The sequence below is a fragment of the Tuberibacillus calidus DSM 17572 genome (assembly GCF_000430685.1).
GTDB classification, from domain to species: Bacteria; Bacillota; Bacilli; order Bacillales; family Sporolactobacillaceae; genus Tuberibacillus; species Tuberibacillus calidus.
In genome coordinates this window covers 82952-97682 of the sequence record NZ_AUMM01000010.1, presented here as the reverse complement: position 1 = coordinate 97682, position 14731 = coordinate 82952, and the positions used below count along the sequence as shown (strand labels likewise).

The 14731-nt window shown below is 45.5% G+C and carries 13 protein-coding genes; 1 reads left to right on the top strand and 12 read right to left on the bottom strand.

Translation table 11 applies throughout. The features are described from left to right. A partial coding sequence (locus H532_RS17775; RefSeq protein WP_038111465.1) for a transposase occupies nucleotides 1–233 on the top strand: 233 nt, incomplete at its 5' end. Between the two features lie 263 nt (nucleotides 234–496). Here the strand turns inward: H532_RS17775 and H532_RS0104070 are convergent. The 12 genes from H532_RS0104070 to H532_RS0104015 all read right to left on the bottom strand — a co-directional run bounded on the left by H532_RS0104070 (nucleotide 497) and on the right by H532_RS0104015 (nucleotide 14729). Continuing rightward, nucleotides 497–946 (bottom strand): DUF2663 family protein, encoded by a 450-nt coding sequence (locus tag H532_RS0104070; protein WP_027724439.1) that lies wholly within the window; start codon nucleotides 944–946, stop codon nucleotides 497–499. Between the two features lie 74 nt (nucleotides 947–1020). Next, nucleotides 1021–1365, bottom strand: a complete 345-nt coding sequence (locus tag H532_RS0104065) for a hypothetical protein (protein WP_027724438.1) — start codon at nucleotides 1363–1365, stop codon at nucleotides 1021–1023. A gap of 27 nt (nucleotides 1366–1392) precedes the next feature. Then, nucleotides 1393–1965 (bottom strand): CPBP family intramembrane glutamic endopeptidase, encoded by a 573-nt coding sequence (locus H532_RS0104060; protein ID WP_081412302.1) that lies wholly within the window; start codon nucleotides 1963–1965, stop codon nucleotides 1393–1395. A gap of 6 nt (nucleotides 1966–1971) precedes the next feature. Continuing rightward, nucleotides 1972–3453, bottom strand: coding sequence for a RecQ family ATP-dependent DNA helicase (locus tag H532_RS0104055; protein WP_027724436.1), 1482 nt, complete (start codon nucleotides 3451–3453; stop codon nucleotides 1972–1974). Continuing rightward, on the bottom strand, nucleotides 3450–4496 hold the full coding sequence (locus H532_RS0104050; RefSeq protein WP_051263125.1) for a YpbB family protein: 1047 nt from the start codon (nucleotides 4494–4496) through the stop codon (nucleotides 3450–3452). Before H532_RS0104050 ends, H532_RS0104055 begins: the two co-directional genes overlap by 4 nt. A gap of 215 nt (nucleotides 4497–4711) precedes the next feature. Next, entirely contained in the window at nucleotides 4712–7186 is a 2475-nt protein-coding gene (locus H532_RS0104045) for an immune inhibitor A domain-containing protein (RefSeq protein ID WP_245566400.1), read from the bottom strand. Nucleotides 7187–7684: 498 nt separating this feature from the next. Then, nucleotides 7685–9493 (bottom strand): ATP-binding protein, encoded by a 1809-nt coding sequence (locus H532_RS0104040; RefSeq protein ID WP_027724433.1) that lies wholly within the window; start codon nucleotides 9491–9493, stop codon nucleotides 7685–7687. Beyond that, complete coding sequence (locus tag H532_RS0104035; protein WP_027724432.1) at nucleotides 9490–10209, bottom strand: response regulator transcription factor; 720 nt, start codon at nucleotides 10207–10209, stop codon at nucleotides 9490–9492. Before H532_RS0104035 ends, H532_RS0104040 begins: the two co-directional genes overlap by 4 nt. Before the next feature lie 181 nt (nucleotides 10210–10390). Then, a complete protein-coding gene (ccsB, locus tag H532_RS0104030; protein ID WP_027724431.1) occupies nucleotides 10391–11593 on the bottom strand; it encodes a c-type cytochrome biogenesis protein CcsB in 1203 nt (400 codons plus the stop codon). Continuing rightward, complete coding sequence (locus H532_RS0104025) at nucleotides 11590–13227, bottom strand: cytochrome c biogenesis ResB family protein (protein ID WP_027724430.1); 1638 nt, start codon at nucleotides 13225–13227, stop codon at nucleotides 11590–11592. The genes ccsB and H532_RS0104025 overlap by 4 nt, the downstream gene beginning before the upstream one ends. A gap of 122 nt (nucleotides 13228–13349) precedes the next feature. Beyond that, complete coding sequence (locus H532_RS0104020; RefSeq protein ID WP_027724429.1) at nucleotides 13350–14084, bottom strand: pseudouridine synthase; 735 nt, start codon at nucleotides 14082–14084, stop codon at nucleotides 13350–13352. A 114-nt stretch (nucleotides 14085–14198) separates the two neighbouring features. Continuing rightward, nucleotides 14199–14729, bottom strand: coding sequence for a spore maturation protein (locus H532_RS0104015; RefSeq protein WP_027724428.1), 531 nt, complete (start codon nucleotides 14727–14729; stop codon nucleotides 14199–14201). Nucleotides 14730–14731: the final 2 nt, after the last annotated feature.

Sequence of the window (14731 nt, the reverse complement as noted above, 5' to 3'; positions counted from 1 at the left end):
ATAACCAAAAATGGGAAGAACATAAAGAATTCATTAGGCAGAAGCTTTCGGAAAAAGAAACTGGTGAAATCTACGGCAAACGTAAAATTGATGTGGAACCAGTTTTTGGATTTCTGAAGGCTAATTTGCGTTTCACTCGTTTGTCAGTGAGAGGCAAAGAAAAGGTGATAAATGAATTGGGATTTGCATTCATGGCGGTGAACTTGAGAAAGATCACCGCCATGAAAAGTTAATCCACCTAAATATAAGGGAAAATAACACCTGAAAAAGGTTCCGACCATCAAAAAGCGATAATCGGAACCTTTTTTACGTTATTTTGGGCTAGTTATGTCCCGGCCCCGTTTTTTTATATGTAGGATTGGATAAACATATTTCTAGGCTGAAAAAGTGCAACTAAGGCTCACATCGCTCGAAAGGCTTGTCGGAGCCTCTTTTATATGGGCTATTAAGATTCTGTCTTTTGCTAAGAATGGAGAGCCCCACATTTTCTTTGAGTTTATTTTTTCTTATAAAATAGATTGACCCCATGCGTTTTATCCATAAATTCCAAGGCCTCCTGCCGATGTTGCCAATCCTCGGGAAAGTGAAACCATAATTCATCCGCTCGGTCGATGATTTCCTTACGCAATGTTTCGTAATCCTCGTCATATTCATTGTATTTCATATTAACGAATTTCCAGACAATGAGCGTCGGAATGAGAAAAATCATGGCATTGACAACGGGACGAGAAAAAAGCACCGCATAAAATTGGTTGAGATTTTCCGCTCCATTTAACCGATGGCTGATGAACCAAAGGATGCCTAACATGAATATTAAGGCGAGGAGATCAAAGATAAATTTCAGCGTTTTCCATTGTTCCCTTCGCTTTTTCCAGTCTTTAAGCCGGACCATCACGGCGCGTGTCGTTGGTGATAAAGCATTTAAATCAAAATCATTTTTGGCCATAACGAGCCCCCCTGATACAACCATATGCATAAGGCGTGACACTTAGGACGGGCCGCATTCAAAAACTTTGACTTTTACTGATAATAATAAATGATATATATAAAGAAAAGACCGATGAAAAGTAAAAACAAACTCAAAATGACATTTGCCGCAATCAGCCCCGCACTCCACCGCTTGCGTGGTTTTTCTTTTTGACGATTTACCGGAACGGAAGCTTGCTTCTTTTGCTCTTTGTACCCTTGCGGATTCAAGGCGAACGCCTGTAACGCTTTTCTTCGAGCCAAACGGCTATTTAATTGTTGAATTTCTCGTGGTGAAGGAAGGTCGCTTTTTCCCGTGTCTTCATTGAAGACCGCTCCCTCCCGTTTTTTCCCGCCATGCTTTTTTCGCCGTGGTGGTAAGGAAGACGATTCATTCATCCTTGTTCCCCCTTTCCAACTCTCATTCTATCTTACTCGCCGTTGTTTTTTTAGCACAAAACCGAGGAGGACATCAATTATAAAATGCGTCGTGATCGAAGGAAGGAGACTTCCCGTATATTTGTAAAGCCAACCGAGATAAAAACCAAGTAAGAGTGCCATCAAAAACATCAGCGGTTTTTTCAGATAACGAATATGGACAAAGGCGAAAATGAAGCTCGCCATGACGAGTCCCCAACACGTTTGGATCACGCCGCGAAATAACATTTCTTCGATGAAAGCAACAAGGATTAGGGCTAGCACCATATGCTTATAGGAAAAGGCTTGGAAAACGCGGCGATTGATGCCTCCGTCATCTAACCAAGTTTCCGGAACAAGCCGCTCGAGGGCAACTTCTAGAAGAGCAATGACCACTCCACTTCCAGCGCCAAGAATGACTACATCAAAAAAAGAAAATGAAAACAAGGATCGCATTTGCGGGACGAAAAACAAACTACCCGCGATCGCGACAATTAGCAAAAACAATTGAGAGCCATAAAAGCTCACGAACACATCCCGATCCGTAAGCTGTCTCGGATCAATCGGTTGTCTTTTTATCAACCTGCTTTACCTCCTAGGTAATAACCTTTCAAGACGGCTTTGCCACGGCTCGATGCCTTGATTCAGACGTCGGGTGTCCCCTATCTTCTTATAATAAGCCTTTAGTTGAAACCCGCAGCGATCACAGCAGGGGCCATTTCGATCTACTGGTTGTTGCCCATAAAATTGTAAAACGGTTTTCCGACGACAGCGGTTTGTGGCGAGCCACTGTCTGACTTTGGCTAATTCGGCCGTTTTTACGGATCTTCTTGCATGAACATCTTGCATCACACGTTCGAATAAGGTCGCGGCATCTGACTGGTTATCCATGCCGCTCAGTTTTTCGCATAAAAACTGGGCGCTCGTCTCAGAGGCACCGTTATCCATAGCCAGCTTCTGAATGTCGTAGGGGTCATTGCCCCCCGCTAACCTGGAAATGACAGCCTTTACCACAGACTCATCCGGTAGTTCGCGATCGATAAGCGTTTGGGCAATGCGATCATCACCCGCACCCACCAAACAGATGGCAAGGCTGGGCTCCCCATCCCTTCCAGCACGGCCAATTTCCTGCATGTAAGCATTGATATGTGTTGGATAATGATAATGGATGACAAAGCGAATATTTGGTTTATCTATGCCCATACCGAAAGCATTCGTCGCGCAAACCACATCCAATTGATCACCGAGAAACTGATTTTGAATGAGCATACGGTCTTCCGTACTCATGTCGCCGTGGTAAAAACCTACTTGAAGTATCCCATCGAGTTTGAGGCGCTCGGCCATCTGTTCGGTCATCTTCCGGCTTGAAAAATAGACGATACCGGGGCCTTCAAGTTGCTTCACTAATTCAATGAGCCGTCTTTCTTTCTCCTTTGGTTCGAGCCAATGTTCCACACATAAGGCAATATTTGGCCGATCGACACTATAAAGATGAAGGCGGCAATCCGTTAATTCCAAATGGGTGATGATATCCTTTCGCACCTGGTCATCAGCAGTTGCTGTCAGAGCGAGACAAGGTGGCTGGCCAATGTTCCGGCGCGCTTCGGCAAGCTTCAAATATTCCGGACGAAACTCGTATCCCCATTGTGAAATGCAATGAGCTTCATCGACGACAAACAGGCTGACACCGATGTTTTTTAACGCGGTCTGAAGACGGCTTGAGCGGAGCATTTCCGGTGAAAGGTAAAGAAAGCGAAAGCTCCCTAACCCGCGGATGACCCGCTCCCTCTCCTCCTCCGTTAGAAAGCTGTTAAGGGCGGCAGCTCCTTTTTCCCCATTCATTCTTAATCGCTGGACTTGATCCTGCATGAGGGATATAAGCGGCGTGACGATGACGACTAAACCGCCGAGCAAGTAACCGCTAAGAAGATAGCAAATGGACTTTCCGCTTCCTGTTGGCAGCATCGCAAACACATCTCGGCCGCTTAGAACATCCTCAATGACTTCACGCTGACCCGGGCGAAAAGCCGGAAACCCAAAGCGTTTTTGCAATTCCTTTTCTACATTCATTGCTCACCCTCCCTCGCCAACACGAGCCGGATCTGAAAATAATCGATGTGGTCGGGGCAAAGCGTTTTGATGGCCGATAATTTTCGCGTTTTTGCTTGTGCTAATGCCTGGGCAATAGCTTGGTGCTCATCAGGGGTCACAAAAGGAGCAATAGAAAAATAAGGGTTGGAAAAGGCGGCCTCAACAATATGATCCTGTATGGTGGATGGCTTTAAGCGGCGGCGGAAAGCGATCTCTTCAATTGACAGACCATTTTTTAGCAAGGTCAATGTCTTATGGGCGGAAGCCGTTAAACCAATTGTTTCTGTTCCTTCAAGTAATTGCTTTAAGATCGAAAAATCATCGCGCTCCAAGACAATACCGACCATTCGATGCAAGCCGGATTGTAAAAGCAGGTGGACCTCTTCCTGCGAGCGGCCGGCTCGTTCACTCATTTGGCTAAGGGTTAATCCATAGCATTGGTAACCCGACAACCGTTGAAGTAGCACATCCGCTTCAAGATCGGAAAGCAATTGACAAACACTTTCTAGCTCGCTGCGCACAGCATCTACGAGTTCATTTTTCCGTAATGATCCGGAGAGCAAAAACCGCTTGACCCAGTGAAGCGCTGTTTCATCCTTTATCACCGGATAATATTTCCGGACATTCCTGCTAAGATGAGATAAGGCCTGAACGAGGAGGGATAGCCGTGACCAAAACAACTTGCCTTGCCGGCCGTAAAACCAGCCGTTTAAACCGGTCGGGATAACATATTGCTGGCTGATCACTTCCAGTTCGTTGCATCCTTTTGGCGTTAAAATATAATGTTCGGCATTGATGGTTTTTATAAGTTCTTTAGCTTCGAACCATTTGATCGCGCTTAAAAGCTCGTCACGGCTCAGCGCGGTCATCGTTCCGAAATAATAGTGGACGCGAAACAAAAAGCCATCTTGGATCGTTTGCGAAGTTCGCTTACCTTTGAGCAAATGATAGACAGCGCTCCAAGACCGCTCCCCGTGAAAACGGTTAAGGATCGATAGAAGATAAAAACTTTTAAAATCCAACGTTATCCCTCTTTTAAATGACGGTCTCCCTTTTATTCTATCAAATTTCGACAGGAAGAAAATCTCAAACACAAGGTCTGAGGGTGGATAGCGACCAAAAGAGTTTGATCCAAAAGTTTGGGGCCTGACTCCCCAAACCATATATAGATGGTTCTAAAATAATGAACCACGTTATATATGATCATGGTGGGAGCGAGACCCCTTATGCATCAACCTTATTTATAAATATGAATGGCACCTACCGATTTATCATGACTTTCAGCGACTACCTGAATTTTTAATCCGAGTTTCGGAACATTGCGTCCGGCATAAATTTGCGGCGCATTGCTGTAATCCAGTGAATCATCGAAAAGCGGGACCGGATTTTGTTTCTTCATGCTTAATGTTTGATCATATCCGAGCGGCCGGTAATCTAGGAACATAGCATCTGTTTTATCAAGCGAGAATGCCGCATCTTGGATTTGGTATCTCGTTGAAGCAAGAATGGATTGGCCGCCGACGTTCCAGTACGCTGGGGTTTGGTGCGCGTCAACGACACCAAGGAAACCATCGCCCGGATGATAACCGACCCAGTTGTCATTGTAACTATTGTCCACATACCAGATAACAAGACCGGGATCATAGGTCATTAGTGATGCGCCACGGCGAATATGGGCGAGCGCCTCATCGGCATCGGCGTAATTCCGCCATTCAAGTAAGTAATATTGTTCGGTGTATTTTTTGCCGTTGGATTGGGAGAATCCATCAAGTGTGAAAGCGGAGTCCCCTTCGGCATCATCATTTAATACAGTGGTACCGTTTTTAGTCACCTTAATGTTATCAAAGAATATACCATCCAAGTGCGTTGCCCAATCGGTCATATAGCGGAATTGAAGCTGTATGGTTTTACCGGCATATTGACTTAAATCAATCGTCTCGTGAATCCAGCCATTACTGGAGCCGGTATAACCGGGAAGATTCTCTTTAATCGCAGGGTATCCATTGGCGTCGATATCCGAAGTCGTGTGTGCAGTGGACAAGGATGTCCATGTCTTTCCTCCGTCATCAGACACTTGCACCATGCCGAAATCCCAATTTTCTTCCGTGTTATACCAGACATCATAATCTAATGAAGCGCTTGTTGCTCCCGTTAAATCAACGGTTGTCATCATTTTATGGTCAATTTCATCGCCATTTCCGCCCCAATATTCAAATTGTCCGCTGGCTGGTGTATTGATTGGGGTTTCTTTATCCGGTAAGTTGATGCGGACGGCATCGGTGTTCGTTCCTTTTACACTCGCTTCATCCAATGTGACATAGACGCCATCTTTATCGAGATCGCTGAAATTCACTTCAGTGCCATGCAGCCAGTTCGACCCAGGCATCTCGGATTGTAAAAAGGCCTTATCGTATGCGCCAAATCCTGTTGGTTCCGTGCCTGGAATCTTGCCAGCCCAGCTGCCTGCCGCCATAATGGTCCAATATTCTGTTGCGGCGCCAACGCTGTCAGCGGTATAAAGGGTATCATATTCATCAGGCAAGCCGAGGTTATGGCCGTATTCATGCGAGAAAACACCCGCCGCTCCGTCTTCCGGCTGAACCGTATAAGCATAACCTAACAATGCATCAACCCCAAACCGTTCTTTCGTCGTATCGGAATGACTCCCTGGAATCGGAACAAGACCGCCAAGATTCCAACTATGGGACCAAATGGCGTCGCCACCGAGCGATCCGCCTCCAGCTTCTTCACCGATTCCTGAGTGAATAACCATTAAATGGTCAATAACACCGTCTGGTTCACGGGTATTGCCATCGCCATCCCAATCATTGGGATCCTCAATGTCGTAATCATTCAGATTGACATTTGGGTCTTGTGCCGCATCTTGCAACGCCTCATAGATCAACGCACGCGGATTATGATCGTTCCCATCCCCGCCATCATTACCACCGTAATAGGCCGCGGGGTGTTTGGCTGTATACCAACCTGCTACCGTTCCGTCAACCGTGTAGCTACCACCGGATTGTTGTTCATAAAATTGTTTAAAAGAGATGAGTTTTTCACCGCTCGGTCCTTCGTAACCGTTTTCCCCGAATAGCATATTTTGATAGTGTTCCTTTTCATAGCTTGGAAGTTTAAGTGTAATATTCAGATCGTTCCCATCCCTTGACGGTAAATCCGAATGTGGATAATCGGGAAAATCAATTAATAGAACAAGCACTTTATCCTCTCTTGTCTCACCATTCCACGGTTCTCTTTGAATCGGGTCAAGTTTATTTTTCCAGCCAAATTTATGGCCTTTCAAGGCTCCGTTGCTTGAAAAAATGTCTTTCCCTTTACTTTTGGTTTGACCGTCATTTTTTGTCGTGTGAGGTTTAAACGCTATGCTGAACGGTGATTTTTCACTCTTGGTTCTTTCTGCGGCATTTTGCGCCCTTTTTAATAAATACTCTTGTAATGCTTTTTGCTTCGTTTCATAAGACGCGTTTTCTTCGATGACACCGCTCCGGGTCAACGCATCCATCAATTTCTCATCATTGACCAAACCGATATCAAACGGACCGCCCTGACCATGACCAAAAGTTTCACTCGTTAAAGTGAGATGGTCGGAGGTGTCCGACGCCGGTGTTTTCGCTGAGACATGTGGCCCTAGCGCCCCCAGTACTAAACCGGCTGTAAGGATCGATGCACTAATGGTTTTTTTCCAATTCACCAACCGTTTCCTCCCCCGAAGATCTGTTTAATTGATGACGGTTTTTTTCATTACCTCCTTTCTCGTCCTCCGTCCGCGGACAAAACTATAAAACATTTATGAAGATTCCATCTTTATAACTCTCTTTCCTTCTAAAAAATGAACTTTAAATAAAACCGTTCTTTTGACCTACAAATATTCACTTATTCTACAGGCATATGAGTCCTTTGACCTTTTAATTTGACCCTTTCCAACAATAATGTAAATAATTTCCTAACAATTAAATTAGCGCAAACGGTCCAATCCGCCAACTCTCAGAAAAAACTATTGGAATAGGTTGACCACACACTTAATGAAAAAGTTCGTGCCCTTTTACTATCCTGAAAAATGGTAGATTTTCTTTTCAGTGAAAAAAATTTTGACTCCGCCAATCCTTTTAGGAGAAGGCGGAGCCATAGTAGCGCTTATGCTGAGTTGAAAAATATTAATTCTTTTCTACCAGTATAAAAAGCAGCCGTTTTACGACTGCTTTTGACTTTTGTTATTTCTAGGAATATAAAAGGAAAACGTCGTACCTTGCCCGACGATGCTTTGCACCATGATTTCACCTTGGTGCGCTTCCACGATATTTTTGGCTATGGCCAGTCCCAGCCCCGTCCCAGCTTTGCCGCGCGTGCGCGCCTTATCTCCTTTATAGAAGCGTTCAAAGACAAAGGGCAAATCTTCTTTGGCAATGCCGCTTCCAGTGTCGGCGACACTGACTTCAAGCCTTTCTTTTGTATCATTGACATGTACCGTCACGGCTCCGCCTGCTTCCGTATGCCGAAGGGCGTTGTCAATGAGATTTGTCAATACTTGCTCAATCCGGTCAGGGTCCATCCAAACGACATCACTGCCGTTTTTCGGGCCTTCAAGCTTTAAGGTGACCCCTTCCTCGCGTGCCGGGCCCAAGAATTTCCCAACGACACGTTTAAAAAAATCACCGATTTCGACATTGGTTTTATTGAGTTGGAAATGGCCGGTTTCTAATCGGGCTAAATCGAGCAGTTCATTGACTAACCGCCCCATGCGGAGCGACTCATCATAAATGATTTTGGCAATCTCTTTCTTGTCCTCTTCCGTGCCGGCGACATCGTCAACAATGGCTTCGCTATAACCTTGGAGTAACGCAATGGGCGTGCGCAGTTCATGGGAGACATTTGCGATGAACCCTTTTCTGAGCTCGTCGAGATGCCGTTCTTCCGTCATATCGCGCAGAACAGCTACCGCACCGCGAATCACGGATTGGTCGTCATAAAGCGGAGTGATGACAATGACCCATGTCCGACCTTGAACCGTCAACTCTGTGACTTGCTTTTTCTCACCATTTACCACTTTGGCAAACAATTCACGAATCGGTAAAGGCACTTTTTTCAAAAATATCGGATTTTTCGCTTCAGTGGCTTCGCCTTGATCATAGTGCCAACTCATTAAAAATCGCTCAGCCGGAGGATTTGTGATTAACAATTGCCCGCGTTTATCAAAGGTCATGACGCCGTCAGCCATGCTGCTTAAAATTCCAGCCAATTGCTCTTTTTCTTGCTTTAGAGCCGTCAAATTCGTCTTTAGTTGCCGCGCCATTTGATTAAAGGCAATGCCGAGTTCACCGATCTCATCATTGGTTAAAATCGGCACTTTCGTATTAAATTTTCCTTTAGCGAGTTGCTGCGCTGCTTCACGCATGGAACGAAGCGGTGCGGTAATGCGCGTGGACATGAAAAAGGCGAAAATGGTTGTTAAAATAATCGCTATGCCAGCGCTCATATAAATGATTTTTTTGGCGCCGGCCGTCGTCTTTTTGATCGCTTCTAACGATTGGTAGACATAAACGGCGCCGGTGTTGCCATCGCTGTAACGGATGGGGTCACCAACGATGACGAAGTGTTCCGATGAATGACCCACAATAAAATCACTAACCCGTACTTTTTCCCCTTTTGTGAGCACTTTGGATAGCACAGGGTCGTTTTGCAAACGATTCGGGCTAATTTTTGGCAAATGCTGACTGCTGGGCGAGATCCAGTTGGGTTCATTATCGCTAATGATGACGGCTTTCGCTTTATAGACGTCGACGATTTGCGAAGCTACGGCTTGCGCCTTCAGAGAATGCGGGTCTTCCGAAATGATTTGCGCCACTTTTTCAGCGATGAGATCCATCTGTTCTTCTACTTGTGTTCGGTGGTAATTTTCAAAAAACTGAAGCAAAAGCATCGTCAGAAATAAAAGGACGACCGAGACGAGAATTAAGATCGTCCCCCATACCTTTCCAACGACGCTGCGCCAAATCCTCAATCGTTAACCACCTCGAATTTGTATCCGACCCCCCAAACCGTCACAATCATATGGGCTGCCCGGTCGGAAACGCGATTTAACTTTTCCCTGAGCCGCTTGACATGCGTATCGACCGTGCGCAAGTCGCCAAAAAACTCATAATTCCATACTTCGCGCAACAGATCTTCTCTAGTAAAGACTTTGTCGGGGGAGTTCGCCAAGAAATAAAGCAGCTCATATTCTTTCGGCGTGAGACTGACTTCTTGGTCATCCACAGTGACGCGGTGGGCATCGTGGTCGATCGTTAAATGCGGATAGACAATGACGTTTTTCGCTGACGTTTCAGTTTCAAGAAACTTTGTGGATGAGGCTCGCCGTAGCAAAGCTTTTACCCTCAACACAACTTCTCGAGGGCTGAAGGGCTTAACGATATAATCGTCCGTTCCCACCTCAAAGCCTTGCACGCGGTTCGCTTCTTCACCTTTTGCAGTCAGCATAATCACCGGCGTGGCTTTTGTCTCCCGTAATTTCGTACAGACTTCAATCCCATCTATACCCGGGAGCATTAAATCCAAAATAATTAAATCATAATCATGGGAAAGCGCCATTTCAAGGGCGTCTTCACCGTTTGCGGCTTCTTCAATCGTGTAGTTTTCTCTTTCCAAATACATCCGCAGCAAGCGGCGAATGCGTTCTTCATCATCAACAACAAGGATGGTGGCATTTGTTTGTTGCATATTCATCCTCCTTAAAGGACTAACATTTATTCTCATTGTATAAAGAAAACTCGGCTCAGCCAAGCCTTTTGGGCGAAGGCTGAGCCTTGGTTCATTATTCTAGCATGAAAGCTGATTGATTTTCTTACCAGTACAAAAAGTTGTTTTGCCCAGTTAACCATCTGTCACATGCTTAACTTACTTAAGCGTAAGAGTGCAGGCCGGCAATAACAAGATTGACAAAAATGAGATTAAACATAATGATCACAAAGCCGATGACGGATAGCCATGCGGCTTTTTCGCCTTCCCAACCGCGTGAAAGACGGAAATGAAGATAGGCGGCATAAAAGAAAAACGTGATGAGCGCCCAAACTTCTTTAGGGTCCCAACCCCAGAAACGCCCCCATGCTTCCTGTGCCCAAATGGCAGCGAAAACGAGCCCGCCTAACGTAAATACCGGAAAACCGATGGCAACGGCACGATAGCTGATTTCATCCATGAGCGGCAAGCTGACGCCGCGCATGATTTTATTCAACGCCCAACTGATGCGCCGTCCCAATAAAACAAGCCGTAACAGCGCGTAAATGACGAGGCCAGCTAAAACGGACCAGATGACGGTATTGAGCTTTTCCGGAGCGTCCTTACCGTTCATCCATGAAGGCGCTTTAAAAAATGGACCAAAGGTCGCTTCTTGTCCGTTCACTTTTTGACCGTCATGCGGACCAACAATCGCCGGTAAATGGTAAGTTAAAACGGCATTTTGCCCTTTTTCATTCACCCAATTAAAATTCACTTCATAGTTTTGGGCTTTGAACACGCCGCCGATCGCTGCAAAGCCGATCGTACAGATCATAACGAACATAACGGCCTCAAGCCAAAAAGTTTTCGCCGATCTTTTGGTTTGATCGACAGCACGGATGAGATATACGAGTCCCGCCATAAAGCTAAGCGATAGAATCCCTTCGCCACACGCTACAGTTGTGACATGAATCTTTAACCAATTACTTTTTAAAGCAGGTATGAGCGGCTCGACTTCAGTCGGGAAGACGCTCGCATAAGCGATGATAATAACAGCAATGGGCAAGGTGACAATCCCAATACTATTATTTTTATAAATGAGAAAAATAATCATAAAGCCCAGGATTAACATCATGCTAAAAAACGTCGTAAATTCAAAAAGATTGCTGACCGGAATATGCCCGTCCGCTTGCCACCGGCTGAAAAAGTAGGCAACTTGTGCGAGAAAGCCGATCAGAGTGATGACAAAACCGACCCGTCCGAGCCGCCCCCCAGTCGCTTTGCCGCTTTTTTTCCCAGTGACGCTTATCGTAAATACGATCGCTCCAGCCACATACAGAAAAAACGCCGCAAGTAGGAAGTTACGGCTTAATTCTAGTGCGTTCATGTCGGGATCCCCCTTTCCTTTTCAAAAACCTTTTGTTCTAATTGATCGATGGGTTCATTGAGTCCTGTTTTTTCCGCTAATTCCTTTAAATCTTTTTTGATGCTATTCCAATGTTTATTGGCGAGAGCGGCTACCCAAAGCTCCCCATTTTTTCGCTGGATCCAAATGCGGCGATGGTTCCAATACATCCCTTGAATCAAGCCGATTAAAAAGATGATCGCACCAATGAATACAATAGGGATGGTCAAGTCTTTCCGCACCGATATACCGGATACATAGCGCGTATCCAAACTCTTGAATGCAATTTTATAATCGTTTGTCCCGAGCGGTTCAATGTTTGTTCGAATCGCGACAAAGCTCACTTCACCATCCGGATGCTCAGGAGATATCATTTTAAACACAAATGCGGGATTGTTCGGTAAATTCGTTTTCGTGTCGGGCTCGCCTTTTTTATTAAAATAAAAGTCAGGTAAATATTGTTCCAAAATAACTTTGTAACCATGCCCAAGGGTATAGGTTTCTTTCGGCTGATCTAAATTGACGGTAAAGTCTCCCAAACTTTTCCCGCTTTTTTTATTCACCAAACTAAAATGCATTTTATAAAGTTCGCTTTGAAAGTCAGATTGATAGAGGCGGTAATGATCAAAGACAAGCGGATGGTTGACGCGAATGTTAAAGTCCTTCACTTTTTTGAGTTGCGGTTTTTCACCGATGACGGCATCCCCTGTCACCTTGTACAACGTCACATTGGATTGGAAGTTTTTGGCCACATTGCCGCCAACCCGTTCCAGCGCTTCTTTATACTTCTTATTATTTTTATCATAGGTTTCTAGAATAAATTTATGGTTCGTTAAATAATATTGTCCTTGTGTTCCGGGAATGGCGAGTTGCTCACCTTCTGGAATCCAAAAGCCTTCGTTTAGGTACATACCGGGAACGAACCGCAAAATCCCGCCAATTAGGACTATGATAATGCCAAAATGGTTGACATAAGCCCCCCACCGTGAAAACCGACCTTTTTCCGCAAACACGTTGCCGTTTTCTTCACGGATTTTGTAATGCTTGTCCTTCAAGACTTTTTTTGCTTTTTCAATGATGTCATCCGGATTTTCCGTTTGGGTGATGCCAAATAAGCGCTGCCGCTTTAGATACCGCTCATGGCGCGTCACCCTTTGGTGTTTTAAGCCGCGATAAAGCGGGATAAAACGGTCAATGCTTGCCACAATCAACGACAAACCGAGTAATCCAAGAAGAATAATCCACCACCATGAACGATAAAGATGATCGAACCCAAGCATAACGTAAAGTTTACCGAATCGGCCATAATGCTCGGGGTAGTATGTGGCGGGGTCATCCGAAGGGATGGCATTATCCTGTGGCAAGATCGTCCCAATGGCCATGGCAATAAGGATTAAAATGATGAGCGCCACACCGACTTTGACCGATGAAAAATAATTCCAAATTTTATCCACAATCGTTCGTTTATAAGTTTGCGAACGCAATGCCCCGCCTTCATAGCGCATCGTCAAAATCGGTTTGGTCATCTCTTCACGCAGTGGGTTTCCGCAAGCTTCGCAGAGGATGGTTCCTTCTGGATTGCTGTGACCGCATTCACATACGACTTTTTGCCCCATGATTCCACCTCTTTTATATGTCAAAGCGCGCTATTTCAGAAATTAGCATGTTTTTCGGCCATTCCATGCTCCGCATCTATGTAATCAATTTTACTATAACGCGAAAAAAGCCGTCATTAATTTCAGATTTGTGACGGTTGTGTGACAGCTAATTCGCGTAATCGTTTGACTTCATGTGGCTTTAATTCCCGATATTCACCCTTAGCCAGTCCTTTTAGATCCAAGAAACCGAAGCGCTCACGCTTTAGACGCAACACCTTAAAACCAATAGCTTCAAACATGCGGCGAACTTGCCGGTTCCTTCCTTCATGGATCACAAGGCGGACGATCGCGGTATTCCTTTTCCGATCGGCGGAAATGAGTTTCACTTTAGCGGGTGCGGTCCAACCGTCGTCGAGCCGGACGCCTCTCGCTAATTGTTTTAGCGTCTTTTTATCGGGAATGCCATTGATTTTGGCCTCATATTCCTTTTCAATCTTATAACGAGGGTGCATGAGCAAGTTGGCAAACTCCCCGTCATTTGTCATGATGATGCAGCCAGACGTATCATAATCCAGCCGCCCTACAGGAAAGAGACGGGCATCCACTTCAGGGAAAAAATCCGTAACGACTTTTCTGCCTTTATCATCTTTGACGCTGCTGATGACACCGGTCGGCTTATAAAGGAGAAAATATACCGGTTGTTCCCGTTCCACGGGAATGCCATCGACTTCGATACGGTCTTTTGCCGAAACCTTTGTCCCAAGTTGTGTCACGACTTGGCCATTTACCTTCACGCGGCCGTCTCGAATCATTTCTTCTGCTTTTCGGCGAGATGCGATGCCAGCTTGTGCAATCACTTTTTGTAAACGCTCCATGATTTCACCCCTTCCACATGATACCCCACCTGAAGCCATTTCACAAGTTGAGGACAACCTCTCAATGGCCGAAAAAAGAAAAAACGCCTGCCATTGAATAGGCAAGCGCTCGAATCAGCCGAAGACCAGCGTGACAATCACGATGCAACAAATAAAGCCCACGAGATCAGCAAGCAGCCCGATTTTTAAAGAATCGCCGATTTTTTTTATGCCAACCGCTCCGAAATAAACCGTAATGATGTAAAACGTCGTATCCGTCGTCCCTTGAAGCGTGCTAGCCAGGCGACCAATAAAGGAATCCGGTCCATAGGTCGCAAGAATATTGCTCATCATACCAAGCGCCCCATTGCCGGAAAGCGGCCGGATTAATGCCAGTGGCACGACTTCAGCAGGAATCCCTATTGCGGAAAAAAACGGCTTGATCAAATTAACCAAAGCATCCATGGCTCCGGATGCTCGGAAAACCCCGATGGAAACAAGCATGCCGACAAGGTACGGCATGATGGATACAGCCATTTGAAAGCCTTCTTTTCCCCCTTCAACAAACGCTTCATATGTCGGTACCCGCTTTAACGTTCCGGCTACAAAAACAATGGCGATGACAGCCGGTATCATCCAAACGGATAAAGTTTGAAGCCACGTCAACC

Bases quoted from the DNA above. Each gene is read 5' to 3' on its own strand.
- H532_RS0104070 (WP_027724439.1), bottom strand. From the start codon at position 946: ATGGCCAAAAATGATTTTGATTTAAATGCTTTATCACCAACGACACGC.
- H532_RS0104065 (WP_027724438.1), bottom strand. From the start codon at position 1,365: ATGAATGAATCGTCTTCCTTACCACCACGGCGAAAAAAGCATGGCGGG.
- H532_RS0104055 (WP_027724436.1), bottom strand. From the start codon at position 3,453: ATGAATGTAGAAAAGGAATTGCAAAAACGCTTTGGGTTTCCGGCTTTT.
- H532_RS0104035 (WP_027724432.1), bottom strand. From the start codon at position 10,209: ATGCAACAAACAAATGCCACCATCCTTGTTGTTGATGATGAAGAACGC.
- ccsB (WP_027724431.1), bottom strand. From the start codon at position 11,593: ATGAACGCACTAGAATTAAGCCGTAACTTCCTACTTGCGGCGTTTTTT.
- H532_RS0104025 (WP_027724430.1), bottom strand. From the start codon at position 13,227: ATGGGGCAAAAAGTCGTATGTGAATGCGGTCACAGCAATCCAGAAGGA.
- H532_RS0104020 (WP_027724429.1), bottom strand. From the start codon at position 14,084: ATGGAGCGTTTACAAAAAGTGATTGCACAAGCTGGCATCGCATCTCGC.